28 protein-coding genes are annotated in these 25,194 nt (G+C 69.1%); 16 read left to right on the plus strand and 12 right to left on the minus strand.

The annotated features are described in order from the left end of the window. Window positions 1-175: 175 nt before the first annotated feature. Together KMZ30_RS22595 and KMZ30_RS02430 are read right to left on the minus strand one after the other, a co-directional pair. On the minus strand, window positions 176-700 hold the full coding sequence (locus KMZ30_RS22595) for a DUF6959 family protein (protein ID WP_372447492.1): 525 nt from the start codon (window positions 698-700) through the stop codon (window positions 176-178). Between the two features lie 73 nt (window positions 701-773). Beyond that, window positions 774-1,193 (minus strand): hypothetical protein, encoded by a 420-nt coding sequence (locus tag KMZ30_RS02430; RefSeq protein ID WP_215511259.1) that lies wholly within the window; start codon window positions 1,191-1,193, stop codon window positions 774-776. Between the two features lie 139 nt (window positions 1,194-1,332). Between KMZ30_RS02430 and KMZ30_RS02435 the strand changes: the two genes are divergently transcribed. The 4 genes from KMZ30_RS02435 (at window position 1,333) to KMZ30_RS02450 (ending at window position 4,675) form a co-directional block, all read left to right on the plus strand. Further along, complete coding sequence (locus tag KMZ30_RS02435; RefSeq protein ID WP_215511260.1) at window positions 1,333-1,737, plus strand: hypothetical protein; 405 nt, start codon at window positions 1,333-1,335, stop codon at window positions 1,735-1,737. 85 nt (window positions 1,738-1,822) lie between these two features. Further along, entirely contained in the window at window positions 1,823-2,173 is a 351-nt protein-coding gene (locus tag KMZ30_RS02440) for an immunity protein TriTu family protein (RefSeq protein WP_215511261.1), read from the plus strand. A gap of 474 nt (window positions 2,174-2,647) precedes the next feature. After that, window positions 2,648-4,282 carry a glycosyltransferase 87 family protein gene (locus KMZ30_RS02445; RefSeq protein ID WP_215519847.1) on the plus strand — a complete coding sequence of 545 codons (1,635 nt, stop codon included), beginning with the start codon at window positions 2,648-2,650 and terminating at the stop codon, window positions 4,280-4,282. Between the two features lie 81 nt (window positions 4,283-4,363). Further along, window positions 4,364-4,675 (plus strand): hypothetical protein, encoded by a 312-nt coding sequence (locus KMZ30_RS02450; RefSeq protein ID WP_215511263.1) that lies wholly within the window; start codon window positions 4,364-4,366, stop codon window positions 4,673-4,675. 21 nt (window positions 4,676-4,696) lie between these two features. Here KMZ30_RS02450 and KMZ30_RS02455 read toward each other — a convergent pair whose 3' ends face one another. Next, window positions 4,697-5,206 (minus strand): DUF2716 domain-containing protein, encoded by a 510-nt coding sequence (locus tag KMZ30_RS02455; RefSeq protein ID WP_215511264.1) that lies wholly within the window; start codon window positions 5,204-5,206, stop codon window positions 4,697-4,699. Between the two features lie 407 nt (window positions 5,207-5,613). Between KMZ30_RS02455 and KMZ30_RS02460 the strand changes: the two genes are divergently transcribed. Then, window positions 5,614-5,751, plus strand: coding sequence for a hypothetical protein (locus KMZ30_RS02460; protein WP_215511265.1), 138 nt, complete (start codon window positions 5,614-5,616; stop codon window positions 5,749-5,751). 88 nt (window positions 5,752-5,839) lie between these two features. Then, the gene (locus KMZ30_RS02465) at window positions 5,840-5,980 is read left to right on the plus strand and encodes a hypothetical protein (protein ID WP_215511266.1); all 141 of its coding nucleotides are present in this window, start codon (window positions 5,840-5,842) and stop codon (window positions 5,978-5,980) included. 34 nt (window positions 5,981-6,014) lie between these two features. Here KMZ30_RS02465 and KMZ30_RS02470 read toward each other — a convergent pair whose 3' ends face one another. The 3 genes from KMZ30_RS02470 to KMZ30_RS02480 form a co-directional block, all read right to left on the minus strand. Then, entirely contained in the window at window positions 6,015-6,434 is a 420-nt protein-coding gene (locus tag KMZ30_RS02470) for a hypothetical protein (RefSeq protein ID WP_226901629.1), read from the minus strand. Window positions 6,435-6,844: 410 nt separating this feature from the next. Next, on the minus strand, window positions 6,845-7,099 hold the full coding sequence (locus tag KMZ30_RS02475) for a hypothetical protein (RefSeq protein ID WP_215511267.1): 255 nt from the start codon (window positions 7,097-7,099) through the stop codon (window positions 6,845-6,847). A 212-nt stretch (window positions 7,100-7,311) separates the two neighbouring features. Next, window positions 7,312-7,752 carry a hypothetical protein gene (locus KMZ30_RS02480; protein ID WP_215511268.1) on the minus strand — a complete coding sequence of 147 codons (441 nt, stop codon included), beginning with the start codon at window positions 7,750-7,752 and terminating at the stop codon, window positions 7,312-7,314. 840 nt (window positions 7,753-8,592) lie between these two features. On the opposite strand from KMZ30_RS02480, the gene KMZ30_RS02485 reads away from it, so the two are divergent. Together KMZ30_RS02485 and KMZ30_RS02490 are read left to right on the plus strand one after the other, a co-directional pair. Then, window positions 8,593-9,504 carry a hypothetical protein gene (locus KMZ30_RS02485; protein ID WP_215511269.1) on the plus strand — a complete coding sequence of 304 codons (912 nt, stop codon included), beginning with the start codon at window positions 8,593-8,595 and terminating at the stop codon, window positions 9,502-9,504. Next, on the plus strand, window positions 9,501-10,808 hold the full coding sequence (locus tag KMZ30_RS02490; protein WP_215511270.1) for a DnaB-like helicase C-terminal domain-containing protein: 1,308 nt from the start codon (window positions 9,501-9,503) through the stop codon (window positions 10,806-10,808). The genes KMZ30_RS02485 and KMZ30_RS02490 overlap by 4 nt, the downstream gene beginning before the upstream one ends. Window positions 10,809-11,078: 270 nt before the next feature. Here the strand turns inward: KMZ30_RS02490 and KMZ30_RS02495 are convergent, their stop codons facing one another. From KMZ30_RS02495 to KMZ30_RS02505, 3 genes are read right to left on the minus strand one after another with little or no spacing between them, the layout of a single operon-like run. Beyond that, window positions 11,079-11,285, minus strand: a complete 207-nt coding sequence (locus tag KMZ30_RS02495; RefSeq protein WP_215511271.1) for a helix-turn-helix domain-containing protein — start codon at window positions 11,283-11,285, stop codon at window positions 11,079-11,081. Beyond that, complete coding sequence (locus tag KMZ30_RS02500; RefSeq protein WP_215511272.1) at window positions 11,282-11,446, minus strand: hypothetical protein; 165 nt, start codon at window positions 11,444-11,446, stop codon at window positions 11,282-11,284. The genes KMZ30_RS02495 and KMZ30_RS02500 overlap by 4 nt, the downstream gene beginning before the upstream one ends. Next, window positions 11,443-12,396 carry an AAA family ATPase gene (locus tag KMZ30_RS02505; protein WP_215511273.1) on the minus strand — a complete coding sequence of 318 codons (954 nt, stop codon included), beginning with the start codon at window positions 12,394-12,396 and terminating at the stop codon, window positions 11,443-11,445. Before KMZ30_RS02505 ends, KMZ30_RS02500 begins: the two co-directional genes overlap by 4 nt. 1,117 nt (window positions 12,397-13,513) lie before the next feature. Between KMZ30_RS02505 and KMZ30_RS02510 the strand changes: the two genes are divergently transcribed. The 3 genes from KMZ30_RS02510 (at window position 13,514) to KMZ30_RS02520 (ending at window position 16,043) form a co-directional block, all read left to right on the plus strand. Then, complete coding sequence (locus tag KMZ30_RS02510) at window positions 13,514-14,230, plus strand: zinc metalloprotease (RefSeq protein WP_215519848.1); 717 nt, start codon at window positions 13,514-13,516, stop codon at window positions 14,228-14,230. Window positions 14,231-15,135: 905 nt separating this feature from the next. After that, window positions 15,136-15,783 carry a hypothetical protein gene (locus tag KMZ30_RS02515; protein WP_215511275.1) on the plus strand — a complete coding sequence of 216 codons (648 nt, stop codon included), beginning with the start codon at window positions 15,136-15,138 and terminating at the stop codon, window positions 15,781-15,783. Window positions 15,784-15,800: 17 nt separating this feature from the next. After that, entirely contained in the window at window positions 15,801-16,043 is a 243-nt protein-coding gene (locus KMZ30_RS02520; protein ID WP_215511276.1) for a hypothetical protein, read from the plus strand. A gap of 320 nt (window positions 16,044-16,363) precedes the next feature. Here KMZ30_RS02520 and KMZ30_RS02525 read toward each other — a convergent pair whose 3' ends face one another. After that, window positions 16,364-16,837, minus strand: a complete 474-nt coding sequence (locus KMZ30_RS02525) for a hypothetical protein (protein ID WP_215511277.1) — start codon at window positions 16,835-16,837, stop codon at window positions 16,364-16,366. Window positions 16,838-18,322: 1,485 nt separating this feature from the next. Between KMZ30_RS02525 and KMZ30_RS02530 the strand changes: the two genes are divergently transcribed. Then, window positions 18,323-18,568: a hypothetical protein gene (locus KMZ30_RS02530; protein WP_215511278.1), complete on the plus strand. Its 246-nt coding sequence runs from the start codon at window positions 18,323-18,325 to the stop codon at window positions 18,566-18,568. After that, the gene (locus KMZ30_RS02535; protein WP_215511279.1) at window positions 18,565-18,855 is read left to right on the plus strand and encodes a hypothetical protein; all 291 of its coding nucleotides are present in this window, start codon (window positions 18,565-18,567) and stop codon (window positions 18,853-18,855) included. The genes KMZ30_RS02530 and KMZ30_RS02535 overlap by 4 nt, the downstream gene beginning before the upstream one ends. Before the next feature lie 33 nt (window positions 18,856-18,888). On the opposite strand, the gene KMZ30_RS02540 is transcribed toward KMZ30_RS02535, so the two are convergent. Next, window positions 18,889-20,157 (minus strand): competence protein CoiA family protein, encoded by a 1,269-nt coding sequence (locus KMZ30_RS02540; RefSeq protein ID WP_215511280.1) that lies wholly within the window; start codon window positions 20,155-20,157, stop codon window positions 18,889-18,891. Between the two features lie 71 nt (window positions 20,158-20,228). Here KMZ30_RS02540 and KMZ30_RS02545 point away from each other — a divergent pair, with 71 nt between their 5' ends. Next, the gene (locus tag KMZ30_RS02545; RefSeq protein WP_215511281.1) at window positions 20,229-22,655 is read left to right on the plus strand and encodes a hypothetical protein; all 2,427 of its coding nucleotides are present in this window, start codon (window positions 20,229-20,231) and stop codon (window positions 22,653-22,655) included. Window positions 22,656-22,773: 118 nt separating this feature from the next. On the opposite strand, the gene KMZ30_RS02550 is transcribed toward KMZ30_RS02545, so the two are convergent. Continuing rightward, window positions 22,774-23,628: a DUF4393 domain-containing protein gene (locus tag KMZ30_RS02550; protein ID WP_215511282.1), complete on the minus strand. Its 855-nt coding sequence runs from the start codon at window positions 23,626-23,628 to the stop codon at window positions 22,774-22,776. Window positions 23,629-23,744: 116 nt separating this feature from the next. On the opposite strand from KMZ30_RS02550, the gene KMZ30_RS02555 reads away from it, so the two are divergent. Next, on the plus strand, window positions 23,745-24,398 hold the full coding sequence (locus KMZ30_RS02555; protein WP_215511283.1) for a DUF4145 domain-containing protein: 654 nt from the start codon (window positions 23,745-23,747) through the stop codon (window positions 24,396-24,398). Continuing rightward, window positions 24,395-24,898, plus strand: coding sequence for a hypothetical protein (locus tag KMZ30_RS02560; RefSeq protein ID WP_215511284.1), 504 nt, complete (start codon window positions 24,395-24,397; stop codon window positions 24,896-24,898). The genes KMZ30_RS02555 and KMZ30_RS02560 overlap by 4 nt, the downstream gene beginning before the upstream one ends. Window positions 24,899-25,194: the final 296 nt, after the last annotated feature.

Below are 25,194 nucleotides of genomic sequence, written 5' to 3' on the forward strand. Positions count from 1 at the left end.
CTTAGGCGTACCGGCCACCGGTCAAGGAACCGCCGATCGATGACCCACCAGAACTGACGCCTGCGCTGCTCCCCGGTGGACGTCACGAGCGGCAGTGTTCCATGCCTCGCCACTGGGCACTTGGAATCGACAAGGTCGCATCGCTCCGCGGCATGTGCGCACGTCTCCGGAAGTGTCAGATTGGCGGCAGGTGAGGCACGCCGATGCCCGCGGCTTCGGACGCTCGGATGACTTCCCGCAGGGACTCCTCTAGTTCTTGACGGAGTTCGTCACGGTCCTCAGGGTTCGTGGAGCGCGCCATGGTCACCCACTCACTGAGACGGTCACCCTGTACGACGATGCCCGCGTATCGCCGGCCCATCGTTCGGACGACGACTCGATTGGTCTTGGGCGACAGGAGTTCAATCTCAGTGGCACGTTCCATGACGGGAGCCTCCCATGCGGCCACCACCTTCGGCGCTGGACTTCGAAGCGACCGAGGTGCGGCCATTTCGGATGGTCCAGGGAGCCAGCGGGCCAACAATGGATTCATGCCCTTCTGGCGTCGTTCGCAGCGAGCATGTCCGCCGGTCGTCGACAAGTCATGCCCCGACTGTGGGCACGATGAGTCGGCCCATCCTCGGCCAGGCCGAGAAGACCTAAGTCGCTGCGCGGCTTGCATCTGGGAGGAAGACACTGGCCGGCGTGACGAGGCGAGCATGTGTTCGCGGCGCTTCTCGGGCCCAGGATGAGGACTGCTGATCGTGTCCGCTCCGCGGCATTGCAGGACGTGTTCAGGGCTGCGCTAGGGCCAGCCACTCCGGGTAGTCGTGCCGAACGCCCTCGTCGTTCAGCGAGAGCATGACGTGGCCGTCTGCGCTGTCGATGGTCCAAAGGGACGTGTCCTGAAGGAGTTTCGTCGCATCCTTGGCAGCAAGAACCATGTAGGCACCTTCTTGTGTGGCTCGGTGCCGCCACTCGGCGGCCGCGAGCATTTGCGGAGGGTTCTCGTCGGCCACGAGGTCCAGCCAGCCCGCCTCATGCCACGGGATCAGAGCGGCTTGGCACTCACTTGCCAGCCACGGCCCGTGTACGACGTCCGGAGTCTCAGAACCAAGATCCCTGACTTCGTGGGTCACCTCATACAGAGCAGCCTGCTCATGTACTAGTACGTACATTTCCGACACCAGATCGGACCATCGCTCGGCAATCACGGGCCTGAGTCTGCCGCCAGCGATTGGGGCGCGACGCCGGGATGAAGATACGCACGGTCGGCGGCATGAGCGGGTACTTCCGTGACGGTCCGGTTAGGTTGCTTTCGTGCGTAGTCGCGGTCATGCCGTCGGGGTGAGTGTGGCGATCGGTGCCGCCGGCGCTCTCTACCTGTGGTGGTCCGCCTGGCCTCTGCGCTCTGGATCTAGCTGGACGCCGCAAGTCGCGGTCGTTGCGATGCTGGTGGGCCCCGCCCTGGTCGTTGCAGCTTTCGCGGGCCTGGTGCAGGTGTTTCTCCATCGGGCGGGCGGCACGGTGCTCGTGACTATTGCGACGTCGGCCGTGGTGCTTGTCAGTGGGTGCACGTGCGCCGTGCTCGGCGCGCTGGTCATCGACTCCGGGTGGATGCCGGGCGAGGTGACGCTTCGACCGACTGGCGCCGACCTCACCACCGCGCTGTCAATCTGGGGCCTGTTCACCGTCGGCCTCGTCACCATTGGTGTGCTCGGCCTGCGATCGGCGAAGGCTTCATCTTCCGCGGCGTGAAGCGCCGCCGCCCACCGCGTTGACGAACGAAGGGTTGGCCGCGCTCTCTGCGGCATAAGCGGACGTTCCGTGGCAGCCTGCGATCGTGGCCTTCCACATTACCGACTTTGAGCAACGCGTTCGCGCACACGTCGAGCGCTGGGATGCGCTTGAGGCAGATGTCGCTTTCACGCCGATCTCACCGAATCACGGAAAGGCGGTCACGTCGGCGGAGTTCGACAGTGCCGGATGGCTTGCGAGCGTAATTGTTTGGGAGACCGGAGAGCTCGATTTGGACGCGGGCCGCAAGGCAGACGGTTGGCTGGTCACAAAGCACTACAACCTGGACTCGCTAGACGGATTGGACGAGGTGCTCGTGGAGCTCGTCGCCTTGCTCCGAGACGGCCTCCCACCGCCGGAGGCCATGACCTCGTGGCTCGATCGACCTAACGAGTGACCGCCCAGCGTCATCAGGGCGACTCCCAACTCGCGGCATGAGCGGATGCGTCGGCCGTCAGCGGGCTGCTTGCGGTGCCCGAGATTTGACATACCGGCTGCCTATGACAGCGAATGCTGCGAGGGCGGCGAGTAGCAAAGCGGGGCTGAGTATCGGGAGGGGCGAGTACGCGGCGGCGCAGGAAGGGTCTGGCAACGGGGAGGGCCGACCAAAGAGGGCCGGCCCACACTCCACGTAGATGCCGTTGGGCTCCGCTGCACTGAGTGGAAGTGCTCCGAGCCCCCAACCCGCAAGTGCGAGCAGGACAGCCGGCACGGCCAGCACTGGGATGGCGACGCGCTTCATGGATCGGACCGTAGCGCGGGCTCTGGGCCAAGGCCTGATGATCGCCGCATCGACCTGCGCCCGGCGGCAGTAGCGGACGTGCCGCGAGGTGCTTCGAGTGCCGGGTACGTTTGCGCCGTGAGGGTGGGGATGGTGCTCGAAGCCGGTGGCGAGCGCGACTTGCGACGCAGTGACGCCAATCGGGTCTGCTGCAGAGTGCTGATCGGTGTTGCGGTGTTGGCTGTCGTCGTCCGGCTCGTGCCGACGCTGATGCATGGTGGTTGGCTCGGTCTGGGCAGGTATGACGACGGGGTGTACCTGGGAATTTCGATGTCTCTGCTGCACGGGCAGCTGCCATATCGCGACCTGGTGATGCTGCATCCGCCCGGGGTGGTGTTGGCTTTGGCACCGTTCGCCGCTATCGCAGGGCCGTTCGGGGATCCGGTTGCGCTCGTGGTGGGCAAGGTCGTGGTGATGCTGGCCGGTGGGGTTGCGGCCGCGCTGGTGACGTGGCTGATTCGCGATCGCGGCAGCGCTGCGATGTGGGCTGCCGGCGCCACGTACGCCGTGTTCGTGCCGGCGGTGTACGCCGACTCCTCGCTGACCTTGGAGGCCCTGCCCAACTTGCTGCTGGCTGGCGCGCTGGCACTGTCGGTCGGGGTGCATCGCCCGCAGGCGCGCCAGTTGTGGGCTGCGGGGGCCCTGCTGGGTGTCGCGACGGCGACCAAGATCTGGGGCGTGGTGCCGCTGCTGGTCATCGTCGCGTTCTTGTGGCACCGCGACGGGCGCGCCGTCGGGGGCAGGATCCTGCTCGGCGCGGTCGGCACCGTGACGGCGGTGTGCCTGCCGTTCTTCGCCGCCGCACCAGCAGCGATGTGGCGGATGGTGGTCCTGGACCAGTTGGGGCGACCGGACGGCAATCGCGGCCTCGCGATTCGCCTGCCGGAGCTGTTCGGGTTGCCGCGATACGAGGGCCACGGCGGCCCGTACACCCAGGCGTTGACCTGGGCAGTGTTTGTCATCGTGGCGGCAGTACTCGTGGCGGTGGTGATGCGAACGGTGCGGGCCCGACTGGCGCTTCCCGTCGCGCTGCTTCTGGCCTGCACGGCGGTGCTCGTTGTCAGCCCCAGTCACTTCCTGCAGTACGGCGCCTTGCTGGCGGTCCCGCTCGCCTGGTGCATCGGCGCAGCCGTTGGCCGGGGCTGGTCCCGCCGAGTGCTGGTCGGCGCCCTGGCGGTCAGCGCGACCATGTCGCTGACCCTCGGCACCGGGCGCACCGTGGCACCGCGGTTCACTGCGGCTGTGCAGGCGGTCGACGGCTGCCTGACCACTGACGACCCAACCGTCTTGATCGCGACGGACACACTCAGCCGCAATCTCGAGCTTGGGTGCACCACCTGGATCGACGTCACGGGCACTACGTACGACCTGCCCGGCGTCAGGCCAAGCCGCGGGTTCTACCAAGAACGACGAACGAACGGCAGCTGGCATGACGCCGTCAATCCCTACCTCGAGACCGGCGACGGCATGATTCTGGGACGGCCATCGACAGGCATCCACCCCGACGTCCTCACCTATTGGGCCAACGCGACCAACACCACCAGCAGCAGCCGCTACACCCTCTATGACCGGACGTGCGCCGACCAGCCGACCTACCGCACCCGAGCATGGCTGACGTGGGCCATGAGCACCACCGAGGGCGTCGACGCCGCCTTGGCAAAGGTCACCAGCCCCTGCCCTTGGGGCGCCACGGACCCGGGCACTACATCCGCACATCGGCTGTAGTGACTGCGCTGACTGCGGCAAAAGCGGTCGCATCAGCCGCAACATCGCCCGCGAGTTAAGGCGGGCTGAGATCCTCGCTGCATGCACTCGGATATGGATCTCAGCCGTCTCTCGGAGCTGTGGACGGACGTGCGCGGCACGGAGGCCGGCGCCGAACTCGAGGCAGAACTGGCGCGTGAGGTTGCAGCGAACCATCCGCTCGCGCACGTCAGTGTCCAGGCTGTCGCGGTTCGGAAACTGCGGAAGGAAGTCATCTACGCAGTGCCGGACGGAAGGTGGGTCTGGGTACACCTGACGTGGACGAAGGAGAGCGACCCTCGGTGGCCCTCGACGGTCATAGTGCCCACGTGGGACGAACTCCTAGCCGAGCTGACAGATGGTGGCCGTGAGTAAGCAACGCGGCAGATGAGGACATCAGGTTGGGCTCTGCGGGTGACGGGGCAACCACGAAAGAAGGTCGGCACCGAGAGACTCGGTGAGGCTGCGTCCCCAGAGCGTGATGGTTCGTTGCCAGGGGTGCCCGAAGGTTCCCCACGCAGCGTCGGGTCCGAGATGGATGTAGTAGTCCCCGTTAGGAAAGACCGGGACGGGCCACGCCTCGATGTTGGCCGACGCGTGCTTCGCGGGGCAGTACCGGTAGGGGGTGTGCTGCCAGTCGAGGGCTGTCATCTCGAGGTCCCCCGCGAGCGACACGAACGCACGTAGGGCCGAGGCGTTGATCGCGGCTTCTCCGGCGGCGAACATCGCAGCCTCGTTGGTAAAGACCGGGGCCAGGTCTACGACCAGGGCGTCCTCCGGAAGTGCAATCGCCGGTTGCTCGGTCTCGTAGTAGTTCGCCTCGAAGTGGAATCGCTCGAAGGGTGCCCAAGCGACGGCGTAGTCCAAGGGGATCCAGATGCCCTCCGCGGCAAACGGGCTGATCATGCCTCGAAAGGTACCCACGCGGGAAGCGTCCCCGCATGGTGACTTGCAGTCTCAACGCGGCATGAGCGGACGTCTCGTGGGGGCCGTGGATGCTGTTGCCGCCTTCAGCGGATTACGGACTGGCAACGCTTTGCTCAACGTTGCCGCTGAGGCGGCCCGGAACGTGGAGGGTCCTACTTCAGACGAGGCCTTGACGAGTTTGGGGGGTGGCCGTGTTGGATGCCTTTGATCGACAGGTAGTTGAGCAGCCGGCGCCGATCAGCGCACGTGTGAGTGGGAGGGGTCCTGCGTTTCTCGGGGTTGCCGTCGGTGTTCTGATGGTGGTGCAGCCTGCCGTTGGCTACGCGAACTCGCCCCCGCGGAGGGAATGGGGCGCTATCCCAGAGATCGCCCTCACCGTGATCCTGGTGGCGCTGATGCTCGTCGTGGGTGGAGTGACCCGGTTGCTGGGGCGACGACGGCCCCGGATGGCGGCGTTCGGTACCGGCCTCCTGTGGTCCAGCTTTGTCGGCTCCGTCGCGGCTTTGATCATCTTCAGAATCTGAGCCGACGTCGCCCCACATGCTCGCTACGTGAGCCCAAGATGCGGCATGAGAGGACGACACGAGAGGGGGAACTCATTAGCATCGTGCAATGCGCATCGTCGTGTTCCTGGTTGCTGCGGCGCTGGCCGTCGGGGTGGCCGGGTGTAAAGAGTCGGACTCCAGCAGCGTCTGCAATCAGACGCTGCCCGTCGGTGCTGACTGTCCGGACACGGAGTCCAACGGGGGTTGACCTAATGACCCCCTCGCGGCATGAGCGCTTGCTCTCACGCGATGCGCTGGCGTCGCCGCCGTTCGTCATCTAGGTCCAGACCGAACGCTTCTCTTGACACTCGGCGTGACTCGTCAGCATCCACCCACCGCAGCAAGTAGGTCCGCGCATCATCGTCATCGTCGGTCGGCCACACGGGCCACTCGCCGCGCTGCAGGCGTTCGACAGCGCCTCCAACGTCGGACAGAAACGTGTCCTCGAACTTGCCGTCGATGTACGACCAGATCTCTAGGGTCATGTGCGGGTGGGACAAGCTCTTCCACCAGAGGTGACCACTCTGCTGCGCATATGGCTCTGCGAACACGAGCACGTGCCCAACAGGCCTGTCGCCGATGGCGCGCACTTCCGCCACCCGGAAGTCGAAGCTCTGCGCCGGGTGTGGGGGCAATGAAGGGAACGCGGGCTTCCACGGCATGAGGCGATCTTTCCTCAACGATCGGACCGCGCGATCTGCGGCATGAGCGGAAGCGAACCGCACTGACACACTGGCGACATGCACCACTTGTCGGCCACCCAGGTAGGCGACCTCGAACGCCTCTGGTCCGAACTCGGCTTGGCGTACTCCATGGCCTCACCACCGGAGAACGATGACGAGGTGCTCGCCGCAGCGCTTGACGCCTGGATCGCCGGAGTCGTCAGCAGCGAGGGCCGCGTGTCGACCGCTTCCGTGGACGACCTAGCTGACGTGGTCAAGGGCTTGGGCGCTGAGGGACGAGCCGCTGCCTTCGCACAGCGAGTCCTAGCGGTGGTTCGGCCGGCTCGCTAAGCGGATGTTGCGCCCGTTCGGTCCTGACGATCTGCGGCATGAGCGGACGTCTTGGTGCCTCAGTCGAACCTGATGAGGTGGGCAGGCGCGGGCGTCGAGCCTTCGCCGGGGGTGACGGCAAGCTCGCTCTGCTGAGGCAGACGGACATGACTCCAAGCCGGAAACTCGGAGCCACCACCCGAGGTCAGGAGCGTCACGGGACTCTGCCCTTGAGGCAGCGGCGGGATCTCGTCCCAGTCCAAGTCACGGCCGGTGCCGCCGACCCAGCGCCACGTTCCCAGCTCGAGCTTGAAGTTGCCGTAGGTGACAGTCACCCCTTGCCGAGCGAACGACACGACGGCAACAACGGCGCAGTCGTCCTCTCGGCTAATGGCCAGGAGGCGGTACCTGTTCCGACGGCTTGGCCGGGGATCGCTAGCCACCGGCAGGTCACCCGCCAGTGCGGCGAATGCCAGAGTCCTCGCGTCCACCCCCCTACCCTGCCGCACCTCGTTGCGGCATGACCGCGCGAGTGCGCGAGAAGGGCTCAGCCGGTCCAGGACTGAAGGTCGGCTCGCTGGCGCAGGAGTTCCGCGGGCGAGTCGTAGCGATTGATGAGGACGTCGAGGGCCTTAAGTGTGTTCTTGCGTCCCGCCTCATCGATGTGGCCCGTCAAGCGCAGCAGCGTGAAGCCAGCGCCGATGGTGATGGTCGCCGCGTCCACCTGCCCTCCAGGTGCGGGGATCCCCGGTCCCTCTTGAGTTTCTAGTCTAGAGACGACATCAGAGAAGCCGCTCTGCTCGACCAGGTCCGCGACGGTGGTGTTCGAGTCGAGTTCGTCGCGACGGTCGGCCCACTCGTAGAGCATGTCGAAGCCCTCGTCAGTCCCGAAGGGCGCGAACTCGCCATCGGGGTCGCTGTACACCGCGTCGGTGAAGTGGGCAGCGAAGGCCGGGGCGGCTGCGGGAAAGTCGTCGTCATCCGTCATCGTGTTCTCCGGTGTCGAGTTCGCCTGACCCCCACCCGGCGACACCGGGGTCGCGCCCGCGCACCCTCCGACAAAGAGGGCAGCGACTAGTAGGACGACTGTCCATCTCGATTGCACCGACGCATTGTGCTCCAATCGCGACGCCCGGACTGGCCGAACCCTCAAGCCTGCCCGCGCCGGCGACAACCGAGCGCTCATCGGCATGAGCGATGGTTCGCAGGCCCGTTGACAGGAGCTTGCCGCCCCCGCCCTCTCAGCGGGTCGTCGTCGATGCGGCACTGCTCGCTGCCGCTGGTGCCGGCCATGCACTGACGGCGGAGGCCGTGTGCGGATGGTGGCTATCGGAGCCGGCGTCCCAATCGTCGGGGTGGGCGGAGATCTCGCGCAGCCGTGCTGGGAGTCGGGCCACATCAGAGGCGTCAGTCAGGGTCAGACAGCTGACCTGACTGACAGTCGCGGGGTCAGACAACTGGCCTGACTGACAGTCGCGAGGTCAGACACAGACCTCGACTGAACTAGAGAAGAGAAGAAGAGAGAAGAGAAGAAGAGAGAAGAGCCGTGCGGCCGGCCAAGCCCCCACGAGCCCGACTCAGCCACCCCCATGCGGCCCTGCGTTCCGCGCGGACAGTGGCCTGTGAGCGTCTTCATCTCCGCTCCCGAGGCCCCCACCGTTGCCAGGCGGTGGGGGCCTCACTCATTCCCTCACCACGGGAGGGGTCCTCGCGCAGGCCCCTTGCGCGACTCAAGGCAGTGCGCACTGTCCCCGGACGTCGCAAGCGGAACCTGGCAGCTCACCCCGAGCACCCGCACCGACACCAGGCTCAAGGAGGGCCTGCAGAGATGACTTCTATCCCCACGACGACCGGCCGCGCTTGGGTGGTCTGGCGCGTCAAGGCGCTCACCGACCAGCGCCTGCTGCGCCTGGGCCAGGACGCCCACGGCCTGTTCCCCTACCTGCTGCTGATGAACGACGCCGGCGAGGGCCGGGTGTGGTCCGACGCCGAGTCCGTCGCGCTGCTGCTGCCGCGCAGCTACACCATCGAGAGCGTGCAGGCCAGCCTCAAGGAGCTTGTCGCACGTGGGCTGCTGGAGCTCGACGCCGACGACTCGGACTTCTACATCTTCCCCGGCTGGTCGAAGAACCAGGCCGACCGCGCCGGCTCCACGACCCGTGCGAAGACGTCCCAGGCGTCGCAGCTGCGGCGCTTCCACCGTGAGGGCAAGCACGAGGTCGCCCCGAAGCCCGAGTGCCAGTCCTGCCAGGAGGCCACCGTTTCGTCCCACGCAGCCCAGGTCGAGGTCACGCCCGAGCCGCAGTCCACGCAGCCCCCTGTCGAGGTCGTGGAGCAGCCCGCCCTGGTGGACGAGCTGGAGGTGACCGTCAAGGTCGTCAAGGACCGCGTGTGGGCCGTGTGCGACAAGCTCGTCGCGACCACCACCAAGGACGACGTGCCCATCATCGAGGCCTACGAGGTCGCCTACAGCGGAGCGCAGGAGGCCGCCGCCAAGTACGCCGCGGTCAAGGGCATCGGCGAGGCCACGCTGCTCAACCTCGTCGTCACCCACGCCGCGCAGCGCCTCCTCACGCGGGACGGCAACAGCCTGGCCGACGGCACGGTCCGCGCCCTGCACGGCATGCGCCGTGCCCACGGCTTCGACGTCATCGTCCGCATGACGGACCCCAAGGTCAGCGAGGCCAACAACCCCATCGCCTACCTCATGGGCTGCTACCGGAACGGGGCGGCCGCGTGAGCACCGAGGAGAGCCCGTTCAGCCTCGAGGAGGCGTTCGCGGACCTGCAGCACCTATACGCCAGCCATGCCCCCCTCGACCCGCCGGAGATGGCAGCGTTCCGTCCCACGCAGTCCAGGCCGGCCAAGCCCGCCCAGCGGGCCGAGGTGCGCCACATCTCCGACTTCGCCGACGCCATCATCGGGCAGCTGGAGCTGCGTGAGGAGTACGGCAACGACGCAGTGCCCGGCGAGCGGACCGGCTTCGAAGAGGTCGACGAGTACCTCGTTGTGGAGGGTGGCCGGCTTGTCACGCTCGGAGCGCGTGAGGGCGTCGGCAAGACGGCGTGGGCGCTCGGCGTGGCCCGCACCATCGCGACGCGCCAGTCCGGCGTGGACGGGTCCACGGGCAAGGTCCTCTACTTCATTACGGAGATGGGCCTGCTCGAGGTCGCGCAGCGCATCGTGGCCCAGTTCGCGCAGGTCGAGTCGAGCACGATGAAGCGTGACGTCACCAAGGCGACGGTCGAGAGCATCCAGCGCGCGTTCGCCCTGCTGGAGTCCTCAGGTCTCTACCTGTGCCCCGTCTCGGGCCAGAGCGTGGACGTCATCGACGCGACGGCGCGCCAGTTCGCTGCCGAGAACCCCGACCTGCGCGCCGTGTTCGTCGACAACCTCACCGGCATCAAGGCCCCCGCGGGCGTGCGGAACAGCATGCGCAGCGACGAGCTCATCACCGCGGTGATGGAGCGGCTCGCGCAGCTGGCGCAGTCCGGGACCGGTCTCGGCGTGCCGGTGTGGCTCCTCGCGCACCTCAAGCGCCCCGACTCGCGCAACGCCCAGGCACGACCCGACGCCCTCCAGATTGCCGGGTCGGATGGGGTCAACCGATGGAGCGACGTACTCCTGCTCCTGCACCGCAAGGACGACTCCGTCGAGCACCCCATCGCCACGCCGCCGGCCAGCGGCTTCAGCGACGGCGGCGGCTTCGGTGGCGGCGGCTTCGGTGGGGGCGGGTTCGGGGGAGGCACCTTCAATCCCGGCGGCTTCGGGACCACCCTGCCCACGTCGTTCTCCGACGGCGACGGCAAGCAGTGGAAGACCTCCGAGGTCGGCCTGCCCAGCCCCGACTGCTCCCACGAGCTGCTGTGCGTGAAGAACCGCGACGGCCGCCGGTTCGTCGCCGACCTCGACTTCATCGGGCCGGAGCTGCGCTTCCTCGATCCGTCCAACCGCACCGTGCGTCCCTACGCGATGCCGCAGGCCGAGAGCGCCCGCACGGCCGAGTACCGGGCGAAGCTGCGCGCCATCACCAGCGACATCTGACCCGCACCGCACGACACCCCCGCACCCTCACCGGTGCGGGGGTGTCCTCGTGCCCGCACCCCTGGACATGCGTAGGGACCGCCGCCCCACACCGGCGGTCCCTCGGGACGGAGGGTGACAGCACCCAGCGTCGGCCAGCCCACACCCCCACGGCGCGGACATAGACGACTGTGTGCGCGCACCCACCCCCCCGTCACGCAAGGAGCCTGCCGCGCACGCCAACACCCCCGCGAGACGTGGTGCCCGCGGGGGTGGCAGCTGCGCTCGAGGTCAGCAAATGATGGTGCGCTCGGCCGTCTCCGGGTGGAACGTCGTCTCGATGACGCCGGCCTCGCGCAGCTCGCGCAGCGCCATCTCGCACATGCGCTTGCTCCGGCCGGCCAGGGCCGCGATGTCCGCGTTGCGCATGGTGGTGCGGGAGCGCTCGTCGCAGTGCTCGAGCAGGATGGCGTGCACGAGCCGGGCGGTGGGCTTCATCGCGCGCCCCCGAACCGGTGCTCGTCGCACATCCACAGCTCGACGGCGATGAGGCCGCCGTCGGCGGTGTAGCCGGCCACCTGCACGGTGTTGCTCCAGTCCGTGGGGTTGCCGCAACTGGTGCGGCCGCACGGCACGCTCGAGGTCAGGTCCTCGCTCACGCCGCCACCCCCTGGATGAGCTGCTCGACGACGGGCACCGGGTAGAAGTCGTGCTCGCCGTGCTCGGCGACGAACGCGCCCCACCGCTCGGCCGCGACCGCGCGCGGGTCGGCGCACATCGGGTCGGCGCCGGTGACGGCACCCATCAGCGCGACCTTCACGTCGTTGACGTGCACGCCATCGGTGTCGGCCAGCGGGACGACCTCGCGGACCTGCGTCGGCTCGGTGCCGCAGCCCATCCGGTCGAAGATGAGGTCGGCCAGGGTGAAACCGGGCATCTTGAGGGTGCGGCCTTCCGGGATGGCCAGCTCGGAGCGCAGGGAGCGCGCCTTGACCAGGTGCGCCTGCTGGTGGCCGACGAAGCGGACGATGACGTTGACGTCGAACACGAGGTCCTTCTGCGCCTGGACCTTCCAGACCTTGTCGGTGGTCGGCTTGCCGTTGAGGACCTCGGCGACCTCGTGGCCGCGGGCGGTCACGACGCAGACGCCGGGGAACGTCATCAGCTCGTCGATGACGGCGCGCCACTTCATCTTGGCCTTGTTCCAGAGGGCCATCGTCGGGTCCTCCTTGCCGCGCGCCTTGGCGGTGGCGCGCGCCTCGTCGCTGAGCATCGACCACAGCGCGGTGACGCTATCGATGGTCAGCGCGACGACGGCCGACGGGTCGGCGGCCATCTGCTCGACGGCGTGCGCCTTCACGGCGCGGACCTGGCCGAGGATGTCCTCGATCGTGCCGTTGTGCTCGACGACCCGGTAGGTGCCCAGGGTCGCGTACTCGTCGGCGGAGCCCTCACCGAGGTCGATGTGGAACGCCTCCTTGATGCGGGGGTCGGCCGACAGGGCGAGCTGGGCGTAGGTCTTGCCCGAGCCCTCACCGCCCTCGAGGAGGACGAGCGGGAAAGGGATGCGGCCCGTGGGCTTGCGGGTGCGCAGCGGGGGGATGGTCACTGTGGAACCTCTCTGTCAGCGGAGGTAGGTGGGGGGTGGGGTCTCGCTGACAGGGGGGACAGTTCGCACCGCTTCGTGGGACGCAAGGGTCTGCCCGAACTTTCTTCGGACGGGCTGTTGGGGCGGGTCGATGGCCGGCGGGAGGGGGGGCTCCAGTGGGTGCTCGGTGGTGCGCTCCAGGGGTGCGCCTGCACCTGGAGGGGGGTGCGCCCCTGTGGTGCGCGCAGGGTGCGCTCCTCGGGGTGCGCGGGGTGCATCGCATCCTTTTGTTGCGCGTCGCGCCGGGACGTCCGTTGGGAGTGCTGCACAGGACGCGTTTCGGGGTTTTTGTGCAGGTCAGGAGGGGATCGCGTGGGGTGCGCACCTTGCCCACAGCGAGGGTGTGGCGCGATGGTGCACCTGTCGTGTTGCGGGCAAGGTTGTTCCAGGCCTGTCGGGGGTGCGCTTCGGCGTCTAAGCGTCCCGAATCGCCGACGCAACCCTGTCCAGCGCGTCTCGGGCCGTCGTCACACGCTGGTGGACGCCGACACTCAGCCGCCCGTCTAGGCCGTGGGGATGCCCCGGCCGCCCCACGCTCCGAGCTCGAGCCCATCCGTGGGGCATCGATGACCGGGGCACGCATCTGGCGCTAGTCTGACGCCCTCCCCCCGAGGCAGCCCCGCGACCCCACCGGATGCGGGGGCTGCCGCACGTCCAGGCACTTCGTCGGTCGAAAGCCTCAGAACCGAGGGACCGACGTCACCCGTTCGGGCTACACCAATAGGTTCTGACAGGCGGCTGGAGTGGCTGAGCCGGCGCGTTGACGGGGGCTGCCCATCGCAGCGTCGCGGGTCAGACGTCACCTGAAGCCACAGGGCAACGCCTCAACTCACTTCGGCACACCCCCAAGGCGGTCGAGTGAGCCGCACTCTTGTCAGCCCCTTCCGTCGCACCGCCACCCGATTCGCCTGCTGGGTTGCCTACGTGGCGGTGTCACCGGTCCAGCACCACAGCGGCCGACACTCTCTCAACCGCGCCCAGGGGACGACGGGTGAGGGGTGCGGCAGAGGTAGTGCAGCGCAGGCTCAACGCCGCACTCTCACCGGCTGCCATCCCAGCAACCCCAAAGGAGACCCCTGTGCGTCGCCTCCTGTCCGTGACCGCTCTCGCGGCCGTCCTGCTAGCTGCCCCCGCAGCCCCGGCCACCGTGGAACGTGCTCCGTCCGGGGCGAAGGCGCCTGCCGCTGCCGCAGCGGCGCGCACGAAGCCCGCACCAGCCGCGCTCAGCCGCAAGCACGCCCGCGACTACCGGTTCCTGCACGGGACTGTTCACGGCCGCCCCAAGGCGGTCTGGCCCTGCCGGACCATCGTCGTCGCACTGAACCGCCGCGGGCTGCCCGCGCACACCGCCCGGGACTTGCGCGAGGCCGTGCGGCGGATCAGCCGCGCCAGCGGGTACCGCTTCAAGGTCGTCTACACCCGGGCCGTACCCACCCGCGCCGGCCACCACCCCGGAGGCGGCGCACCCGAGGTGCTCGTCGCCTCCGCCCGCCCCGGCGTGCGCGGGTTCGACGACCCCCTCGCGGCCGCGACCGCGGAGGTCCAGCCGCTCGTCGACAATGCCCACTGGCGCTTGAGCACGAGCGTGGTGCTGGTCAACACCCAGGCCCACCTGCGACCGGGATTCGCGGTCGACGGCATGGCTAGCGTCCTGGCCCACGAGCTCGGCCACACCCTGGGCCTGGACCACGTGCCCAGCCGCACCCAGCAGCTCATGGGCCCCTACGGCGCCCCCGGGCTCGGAGCCGGGGACATCGCCGGGCTGCGCCGGCTCCACCACGCCAGCTGCGGCTGAACCCGGGGCGGACCTCGGGACGTTCTCGATGAGGAATGGCCGCCGGAGCCGGGTGGGAAGAGGGGCCGATGTGGCCCGGCAGGCGTCGGGTCATGCCTGGCCACCCGGTCTAGCCGCTCTCTTCGGCGGCGCGTTGCCGACCCAGCATCCGGGCCACGTGCTTGGCGCCCTCGCCCTTAGCCACGCGAGCCGCGACGCTCCACCCGTAGAGCTGCACCTGCAGGTCAGCCGGGACCAGACCAGCGTCACGCAGGTCGCGCGCCACCTTGGCCTGAGAGACACGCAAGCCCTCGGCCGTCCAGGCGTCGCGCTCGACCTCCGCGAAGCCGTAGAGGAGCCACTCCTGGTACTCCCAAGCCCGGCGTGGCCTCGTCCGGGGTGTTGAAGCCGGCCCGCTGGATGCGGACGCCCTGACCCCCCGGTGACTCGCGGGAGGAACCGACGTGGCGTGCTCGCTCGTCACGACCCTGCACGGAGGGAAGGTCGCGCAGGGGGTTGTTCTCCCGGCGCGGCCTGGGCGCCGGCGGCGCCAGACCCGGCGGCCTCCGTGGAGGCTGCACCTCCGATGCGGCGACCGGAGCTGGTGGCGGCTCGTCCACCCGCGCGAGGGAGCGCACGCGGCGCACCCCGGGGGGCTCGAGCTGGGTCCACGCGCTCGGGCAGTACTCGCTGATGGAAGCCAGCATCGACCAGGGCGTCGGGAGGGTCCTCGCGCAAACCAACTGACAACGTCCGTTCGCAGCCTCGAGATCGCGACTTGGGTCCCTAACGGCCGTTTTTGGGCCTTCGAGTGGCGGCGCAGGCGGCTCGATGGGAGGGTCCGCAGCAGCGGGGGGAGCTGTTCCCTCCGCCCCACCCCGCAAGTGATGGGATTGAGACGAACAGTGATGATGCGACGAACAGTGATGAAGCAGGTGGGCGTGGCCGTTGCCGCGCTGGGGCTCCTTGCCGGCCCGGTTGCCAGCGCTCAGGGCGCCGAGCCGCGCACGCCGGTCCAGCAGAAGGCCTACGCCGCCCTGGTGGCGAAGGGCGTTGACGGCGCCAAGGCAGCCGCCGCGGTCAAGGACCCGGCGGTCGTGGCCGCAACGCCGGTGGAGTTCGGCGGCGACTCGTCATCGGGGGTCAACCCGACGACGACGACGACGAAGGACGGTGCAGGGACGCAGCGCATCGGCACCTGCTCAGGCAAGAGCACCTGGGTCCAGCGCAACCAGTGGATCAAGAACGTCTACGGCACGAAGTTGATGGAGGTGGTCGTGCGGACCACGTTCTACTACAACGGCAGCCGTGTCACCTGCGCGTCGTCCACCAACAACAAGTACGTCGCCACCCTCGCCGCCGCCGGGGGCTGGGCGTGGGTGGACAAGGAGTTCTCGGAGGGCTTCTACACCTACAACGGGCGCTCGCTCGGAGGGGTCAAGACCGAGGCCTCGCACAACTTCCAGCAGTGTGTCGTAAAGGTCGGCTGCTTCAACGCCGCGACCATCACGGCTCGAACCTACGGGCACTACGATGGGTCCTCCAGCAACAGCGGCCACTCCAGCGGCGGCTGAGACAGGAAGGGTTGACCATGACTGCACAAGTGGCACACCGCAACGACTCGGCGATTCGCCGGTGGTGGGCGGTGCCGGTCGCCATCCTGCTCACGGTGGCCAACCTGTGGCTCGCGCTGGTGTTCGCGGTGGTCACGGCCATCGTGTTCCGCCGTGACAAGCCGGTCGCCTACACCCTCGGCGCCATCGCCCTGCTCGTGATCGTCGCGCTGACCCTCTTCACGGGAGTCTCCGGCGGCGGCATCGGCACCAGCGGCTGACGCCAGAGCACGCAGAAGAGCCCCCTCCCGCGAGAGCGGAGGGGGCTCTTCCGTGTCTCAGCCTGCGCCGTCGAGCAGCCGGGAGGCGACGACCGCGGCCTCCTCGTCGGCCATGCCAACGAACGCTGCCGCCAAGCTCGCGTGGTGTTTGCGATCAAATCGCCTCTGTTGCAATCCAACGGACACTAATCGTTCTCACATCCCCTCCCGTACAGGGCGCCGCTTCATCCCGGTAATCGCGGCAGCCAGTCGGCGCCGCCGCTCTGCCCGCCGAAGCGTGTGGGCCGTGCGGGCACCGTGTGCCCAACGGACCCGCACCTTCACGCCCTGGATGGTGCCATCGCGGCCACCGCGGCGTTGACAGCGTCGACGACCCCGAGTTCCGGGTCGGTGCACACCATCCCGACAGCCAGATCCACCAGCTGCTTGTCCTGGCCATGTTGGCGGAGTACCTCCCGCAGAGCCCGCCAGTCCTCGACTGGCACCCCGGTGTCGAAGAAGTCTGCCTCGATCGCCTTGCCTTGGATGCGGAACAGAGTGTCCCTGGTGCGCCACCCCACGTCGCTCGCCGCCTCTGCGTAAGCTCTGTGGAGCACCTCGGCTAACTCCCACGGCCACTTCAGTGCCTCCGTGGGATATTTGCCGGCCACCACCGGCCAGAAGGCCTCGTCGAAGTTCAGGTGCCCGGTAATCAGGGCCAGAGGGCGCGGGTCCTTGGCGCGGGTCGAGGTCACATGAATCTCGTTGCGACCGTCTGACACGACGAACTTGGCAGGGGGCATCAGAGAGGGCATCAGGGTCCTTGTGGGAGTCGGTACAGCTTCAGGTCGCGTCGATGCGGCCTCGCAGTGCCGTCAGACCACCGCGACCAACTGGAGCACCCTAGATGCCAGCCGCGCGCCACCGCAGGCAAACCCGAGACTGGCGCCATCCCCGAACCAGTTCGGACGTCGCCGCCACCGGGCCGACGATGGAGGAGCCGGTCGGGCGGAGTGCCGTGCCAGAAGATGCCGGCTAGGTGGCCCACGCTGCTGCGCCGACCGTACTCAGGCAAGTTCGATGCAGAGCGAAGGCCAGTTGACGACCTGGCGCGCGCGGTTCTCGTCGCGGCATCTCCGCCGCAAGGGTGGTGCCGAAAATGTCACTGCCACTGGATTCTTCCGACTGGCCCTCAGTTGATGGCAGCACCTTCTACTCTTTCGCGGTGCCTGATACCGACACGTCCTCCTCACCCGCTGCCGTCACCTCCATCCGCTCGCGGAGCTGGCGCTTGGTCGCCGGGTGCCTCGTTGCCGCGCTGGCCTTGGTTGCAGCGTCAGTCGGCGCGACGCTGTTCTTTGCTCGCGATGTCGGCGCCGTACAGGCCTACGGCGAGGACGGACTCTCCGAGGGTGTAGGGACTGCTCAGGAGGCCCGTCGAATCGCCTGTGATGGCGGGGGTTGCAGCACTGGTGATTTCCGGGAGTTCTCTTCGCCTGGCGAGCTGCAGATCGCACTTGCCGACGTCCAGTGCACTGAGTTTCTGGCGAACCGTGGAGTGCGACAGATCGCTGGTGACACATGGTTGGTCGCTACAAGAGACCAGAGCCGCGCAGCGCAGCTCCTTGACCTCGGAGGTGCCCTGCTCTGCTGAGCAGCCCAACCTGCGCTGACACCTGGAGAGTCGAGATCTATGACGTGGGAGCGCGACGGGTGGCTGCTCAGTACGAGCGCAGAACCGCAACAGCACGGACAGCCGCTGACCGCGAATGAACTGTGTCTGAATCAGATTGGCCGCTGTCTGCACAGGAAGGACTAGAGAAGAAGAGACAGCACCGCAAGTAGGTCAGAGCCCCCCCGCCTCAACATCTAACGATGTCACCATGACCAGCCCCGTGCAGTCTTGACCGGCGTGGGCACAGTGACTCTTGAACGTCCACAGCACGACCTACGCCTCGCAGCCCGCCACCTCGGCCGGGTGCCGAGGCGTAGTACTTCCACGACCACAGTACGACCCCGCGGGGACACCCCCGGCGTGTCGCGGACCAGCGTGGCTCGCCGGTGACATGCGAAAACATCACGGCACCAAGGGAAGCGCACTTCCATCGCGCACCCTCCGGAGGCTCACTATGACGTTCCATCCCCAGCGCCTCCACGTGGTCGCTCTCGCCGGCGTCGGGTACGAGCTCTGCGGGGAGCGATGCCACGAGGTGCTGTCCCACACCTGCACCCGCGTGCTGGTCACGGCGCCTGCCTCGAGGGAAGCCCAGGACTGCCGGCACTGCGTGGTCTGCGGGAGCGTGACCTTCCGACCTGCCACCTGTCTGCTGCACGACCGCTCCTGCCCCGACACGGACGTCCTATCCACGGTGCCGGTCCGCCTCGCCCTGCAGCTCTGGCGACGCCAGCACCGCCGGCCCTTCCCGAGCGACGAAGAGGCCTGGGACCGGCTCGAGCACCTCGCCCTCGGTCTGCGCGAGCTCGGCGCCTCGTGCCTGACCGGCGCCGGTCTCGCCGAGCTCTACGAGCTTGACGAGCCGGAGTGAGTCCTGTCGACGACCTCATCGCACACCTCGCGGGGGTCGTCGAAGCACTGCTCGACCCGTCGGAGGTCACGCGCCTGCTCGAGGCGACCGGGACCCCGTCACATCACCGGGCAGGGCACGCCGCGGTGAGTATCGACCTTCTCGCCGAACTGCGCCAGACGTTGCTGGCCTGCACACCGGAGGAGCTCGACACCGTCCAGGTAGCCGTTCGCCTCTGCGTCGTGACCCCGGCCAACGTCCAGGAGGCGCTGGTCATGGCCGCTGTCGTGTTGCGGCCCCCGCAATAGCCGCCGACCTGCGCGAGGACGACCGACGCGGCCTCACGCGCGCAGCCACCGGTTGCCCTTGGCGTTGAGCAGGATGTAGCCGCGGCGCAGCAGCCATGCCACCTGCTCCCGCTCCGGGTCGGGGACGTCGTCCCACTGCAGGTCGTCGAGGCCGCTGGCGCCGAACCGTTCGCGGACCCATAGCGTGAGGTGCTTCGCCGACTCGTGCAGGCGCTCAGGGAGCTCATCGAGGCCGACCCAGCCGCCCGGCGGGGTCCACTCGCCCAAGGGGCGCTGCATGCGCGCGATCGCGAGGGTGTGCGGCGCAACCACCTTGTCCGGCGGGGGTTGAGTCGGTCGACGCGCGACCGGCGAAGGCGGCATCCACTCAGCCGGAGGGCGCGAGTGCGGTGACCCGTCACCGTCGCGGACGGCCGCGAGTCTCGCTCGCACGTTCTCGAGCTCTTGTTGCTCGCGGTCCCTCTTGCGCTGCGCCTCTCGGGCCTCCGCTTCTTGTCTTTGGCGCCGGGCATCCTGTTGCTGCGCTCGTTCCTGTGCTCGGCGCTGTGCCTCCTGCGCGTCGCGTTCCTGCTGCTCCTCGAGAAAGATGCGGGTGGCCTGGAGGGCGAAGGTGCGGTGGGAAGTCCGCAGGCCGTGCTGGTCGAGGTCACAGGTGTCCAGGTCGTCGTAGCCCACGTCCCAGGACTTGGCTGGGTCGGCCGGGTCGTGCACACGCCACAGGGTGCCGACCTGGACCACGCCCGCTTCGTCGAGCCGAGTCGTGAACGCGATGCCGTCGCTGCGCAGCTGGAGGTCGGCCTCGCCGTCGCGGCGAGGGCTGTCCCACAGCCACGACACGGTGCGGGCATCCACCGAGTACAGCTCGGTGCGGCTGACCCGACGATGCACCGACAACGGTGAGCGCTGCACCTCCAGGACGTGCTCGCCCACTCCCGTGCTCACGTGCACGTCGACGCGGCCGCCCACGACCTTCCTCTCGAGCTCGACGTCGTAGCCGAGGCTCTCCAGCCACCGCTGAAGCGCGTGCTGCATCACCAGGTGCTCCCACGCGAGGGCGTGGCTGCGTGGGTCGCCCAGCCCGGTGCAGCGGACTCCGGAGCGGTGAGCGAAGTGCGGGATGCGGTCCCCGGAGACGCGGGCGGTCAGCTCGGTTCCGCACCCGCCGATGGCTGTGCTGCACCAGAACCGGACCCACGCGGCCTTGAGGTCACGCGCTCGGCCGTGGTCGCTCGGCATGGCGACGGCGTGGGTGCTGTCGGGGCCGCCGATAGCGGCGTACCGCCGGCAGGGGTCGATGCTCACGGGTGCAGTCAACCGGTGGCCGCCGACAGGCGCGAATGATCGGCGAAGATGCTGGGGCCAAAGAGTGCAGCTTGAGCGAGCGCCAGAAGGTGAGCGGAGTCAGCCGGGACGTGGACCTTGGCCAAGAGGCCCAGTTGGTGCGCCCCTTTGCTGGCACCATTGAGGCTCGACACGCACCGACCGCGACGGAGGGGATCGCCGTGGACACCGTGGCAGCTCGCGCGCTCGCGCTCGACCTCGCCGGCGGGCGCCGGCCGGCCCGGAACCTGCTGGTGGCGCTGTCGGACCTGAACGGCACCGACTGGTTGGCTCTCGACGAGGCCGCGCGGGCATGGCACGACCAAGAACGCCCGGTGACGGGTCCGGAGTGGGGCGCCGCGCTGGCACGTGCCGACCTGGGCACTGTCGAGGGCGCTCGTGTCGCGGTCACCGCTGCGCTGCACACCTCGGGGTACGTGCGCGCCGATGCTGTGCTCGTGCTGTCCGGCGGTGTGCCATCGCGGGCTCTGCCGGCGGTCGCGGGTGTCTTCGCCCTCCGGCTGCTGGACCACGTCCCCCAGGTACGGGCGGCCGCCGCGTCGCTCCCGCTTCTGGTCGACGCGGAGGCCGCCGCCGTCGCTCTGGATGTCGCGCTCGCCGGAAGCGGTCGGCGTCACGGTCCGGAGGCGATGGCTCGGGTGGTGGAGGCGTTGCCGCAGGAGCCTGCTGCGCGCTTTGCCCTGCTGCGGAGCAGCTCTCGTCGGTCGGTTCGACGCTGGACGCTGCAGCAGGCCTACCGCGCCGGGCTGCTCGACGCCACGTTCCTCGTCGAGGCAGCAACGCGCGACCGCGACCAGTGGGTGCGCGCCGCGGCGGCCCGTTGGCTGGCCCGCAGCGCGTCCCCGAGCGAGCTGCTTCCTCTGCTGCACGTCCCGCGGGTGGAGGCTCAGCTCGCGGCGCTGACGGGCCTGCCCGACGACCTGCTCGACCGCGAGGTGCTGACCGACCTGCTCAGCGCGCGGGCCCCGCGAGTGCGTGCGCAGGCTGCCTCCCGGGCGCGCCGACTTGGACTCGACGTGGAGGCTCATCTCCGGCGGGTCCTGGCCGACGAGCAGTCCCTCCCGCGCGAGGTGGCCGCGGTCCTGAGCGAGCTCTCCCTGTCCGGAGACCGGCGCGACGTGCCCGCCGCCGCGGCACGGTCGAACAACGACTCGCCACGCGTGCGAGCCGCCGCCCTCGCGGTGCTGGCGGCGCACACTGACCCCGCCGAGCGGCCCTCGCTCCTGGCGCCGCGGTTGCTGGACCCCTCGCCGAAGGTGGCCACCAGCGCGGCCCGCCTGCTGGCGCGCACCCACCCCGGCTCGGCGCTGGCCCGGGAGGCGTGGTCCTCGAGCCAGGCCGGTTCGCGCAGGGCGGCCCGGCGCCTGCAGCGGGCAGCGGGAGGCTGGGATCGCGTGTTGGCCGACGTGCGCGCCGCTACCGACCCCGACCGGGGCATCGCCGCGGTCGGCATCGCCGGTGTCGCCTCCTGGCTGACCCGGGACGCGGCGAACACTTGGCAGCCCATGACGAGTGCGCAGCGTTCGGAGCTCTCCGAGCTCCTGACCCGAGCAACCCTGCCGGAGCAGACCCGGCGTGTGGTCGCCTTCCACGCCGGCATCTCCCCGGTGCCGCCACGCGCCACGCGGGTGACCAGCGACCTGACGGTGGGCTCGGTTCGGCTGAGCCGGGACCTGCAGCGAGGCCGTTGGTTCGAGCGCACCTTCGGTCAAAGGGTCGAGTTCGTCCTGGACGGCCGCGGCGTCAGCGACCAGTTCGCCGAGACGGACCTGGGCCGCAGCACCAGGCACAGCAGCTACGAGAGTCTGTTCGAGGCTCACGAGCGCGCCGTCGAGGTCCTGACCGGGGCAGTCCCGGCCGAGGACTGGCTCGAAGACCCGACGCGGGTGCCGGTGCTCATGTGCCCGTGCGGGGACCTAGAGTGCGGCGCGCTGACGGTGGCCCTCGAGGTGGGCGACCGGCACGTCACCTGGCGACGCTGGGCCTGGGAGAACGGCCACGAGCCGCTGCTACCGGTTCCGGAGCTGCCGGAAGTGGAGATTGGCCGGGAGGCGTACGAGCAGGTGCTGCGGGACGCAGCCGGCCTGGCGGCCGACCAGCGCAGTCAGCAGGTCCGGGTTCGAGTGGCCACACCCGGACCCTGGTGGCGCTACCTGAGCCGGTCCGCCGAGCAGGCCACCGACGAGCGGACTCTGAGGGCTTGGTTGGACGTTCACGCCACAGGCATCTCGCCCGACCAGGTCGGCGTTGCGCGTCTTGTGGCCGACGTCGGCGAGCTGCACGCCGTGTTGTCCGCGGCCCGCACCGCCGCCACGCTTCCAGCCGGCGAGCTCGCACGCGCGAGGTCCCTGGTGCGCGCCCTGCTGGCCAGCGCGGACCTGTCCATGCTGCCGGAGCCGGTGCTCAGGGCGGTTCACACCCTCTCCGAGCACCTGAACCGGGTCCAAGAGCGGGCCTGAGCAGGGATATCCCGACTGGGCCACAGATGGCGTGAAGTGCAGCTGAGCCGGCGCTCCCGGGGCGCGGCGAGGTCGGGCTGGCGCTTATGCCCGACGGGACGCGGGTCGACTGGCCGGTCTAGGCCGCCGGAGGGGGCGAGGTCTCGCCTAGTTCGGAGCCCATGACCACGCGCGCGAACTCTCTCCCGAACGGGGTGACGCTGAGGACTCCCCGCACTACGGTCACCCTCGGTGCGTCGGTCTTGTCGTACCTCCCGCGCATCGCGACGACTACGGGGTGGGTCTCCGTCCACTCGTACGCGGCGGGGTCGGTGATCGACGTCGCGTAGTCGACTGTGACCAGACCCAGACGAACCCAGTTGACCACCTGGAGCGCGCCCTGTGGGTCCTGCACCTGCTGTCCGGATGACGTCCAGTTGAGCACGTGGGTGGCCAGCACGTTGTAGCCGGTCGCGCCGGGGGCGTCGGGCGAGGACGGCCCCTGCAGCCGGACCTCGACGATCGGGTAGTTCACGTCCGTGAGCAGCGTCGCCAGCGCACGTGCCTCGGCGGATGTCAGCTGACGGATGATCTCGGCGAAGGACGGGTGGGCCCCCGACGAGACCCGTGAATCCGACGCCGTCGCGAGGAGGTTGAGGTACATGGCGCGCAGGTCCGGCTCGTCGACCGTGAAGGCGATGCCCTGCACCGTAGGCCCGGCGACGTTGAGGGCAGGGGTCACGAGGCTCTCCTCCGGGATGGCCGCGACGCGGTCGGCCATCTCCTCGGCGAAGTCGTTCTCGAAGTAGTCGCGCGAGATCCCGAACAGCATCCCGAGGGGCTGCCAGATCTTCATCCGAACTTGCTCCTTGACCGCAAGGCGCTTCGCAAAAGCTCGCGCCGCAGGGTCAAGGGCGCCCGAATCGCGGGCGATCTCGCGGAGGGCAGCGCGGTCCGCCGGGTCTCCCCGCTCGGCCTTGGCGGCGGCCTCCACCACCTTGCCTGCGACCGCGACCGGCTCTAGTCCACTCATATGGGGATGCTACGGCTCGGCGCCGACACCGCGGCCTCGCGAGCCTCGGACCCCTTTGGGCGCTTATCGTGCAGCGCATGGCGGACACGACGTGCGGGCATTGCGGGCGGCTGGCTCAGATGGAGGGGGCCTCCGCGCTCCACTTTTCGGTGTCGCTCAGCGACTACGGATACGAGAAGCAGGCCGCCTACGTGTGCCGGAACTGCAAACATCTGAGTGTCGCTACGGAGTGGGTCGAGCGAGACAACAGGGCTCCCGGGGTGTTCGGTGGTGCCACCGCCGCGGACGAGGAGGTTTGGGTCAACCCGTCGTGGCGGCCCGTGTGGGGGGAGCAGCGGGAGTTCCCCGACGTCCCGCGGCACATCTCCGAGGCCGCCAGCGAGGCCACCCTCTGCCTAGCGGTGGGCGCTCACCGCGCGGCCGGGTCGCTCGCCCGGGCGGTCGTCGAGGCAATAGCGAAGGACAAGGGGGCAGGGGGTGGCAACCTGGCTGCTCGCATCGACGCGCTCCGAGAGGCTGACCACATCCGCGAGCACACGAAGGAGCAAGCACACGAGGTGCGGCACTTCGGCAACGGCATGGCACACGGGGACTTCGTAGAGCCGACAACCGCGGAGGAGGCCGAGGAGGTCATCGAGCTGATGGCCGAGGTCCTCGACGAGGTGTACCAGTCGCCCGCACGGCTGAAGCGGCGCAGGGCGGCCCGGCTTGGAAAGGACTCCACCGGGTGACCGGGCGCCGGGTCGACCTGAGGGGCTGCTCGCCGGTCGCCGCCACGGCCGTCAAGGCGGCGGGGGCGGTTGTCCAGGGGCATTCGCTCGCCGACGTGTGCGAGCTTGGCACCGGAGTGCCCACCATCCCGTTGGTGCGGGCCGGCCTGCACCTCCTCGACGCGACGGCAAGGGCGGTCGACGACCGGGGCCGGGGGCCGGGGGAGCGGGGGCTGCAGATCGTGGTGGACCCCGTCACGGACCCGGCGCTCCTCGCCCTGACCCGTCGGCCGCCGGGCGAGCTCGAGAGCCAGGTGGTCGCGGCGATGCAGTCGCTCGGGTCCGCTGACCCGCGCGGCGACGCGGTCGCGGCCCTCGCGTCTGAGGGGGAGGCCGCGGTCCTGGTAATCGCGACGCTGACGGCGCGGCTGGTAGCGGCCGGCGGCCTCGACGCCTTCGTCGCGGGGGTCGACGGCCTGAGGGCCCAAGACGCGGCCCGCTCGGGAGACTGGAGCCGGTAGCGCTCTGGAGGCCGCCTTGGCGAGCACGACGCTGGCCGGCGGTGTCGGGCCTGCCCATCACGTGTGGCTCAGACCTCAGCCGTGGCTGACGCCCCCGCGACGACGGCCGGGGGCGTTGTCGTGCTCGCGCGTGGGAGGCTGGAGCAGGGCGGCGTCCAGACCCTGCGAAGACACACGCGCAAGACACGCGAAACCTCTGGAGCGACCGGGTCGGGGCGGACGAGGCGGCACGCGCCAGTACGAAAGAGCCCGGAGATACGGGATTTTCAGCACAGCCCGGCACGAATCACGACAGG

The sequence above is a fragment of the Phycicoccus mangrovi genome (assembly GCF_018729305.1).
GTDB classification, from domain to species: domain Bacteria; phylum Actinomycetota; class Actinomycetes; order Actinomycetales; family Dermatophilaceae; genus Phycicoccus; species Phycicoccus jejuensis.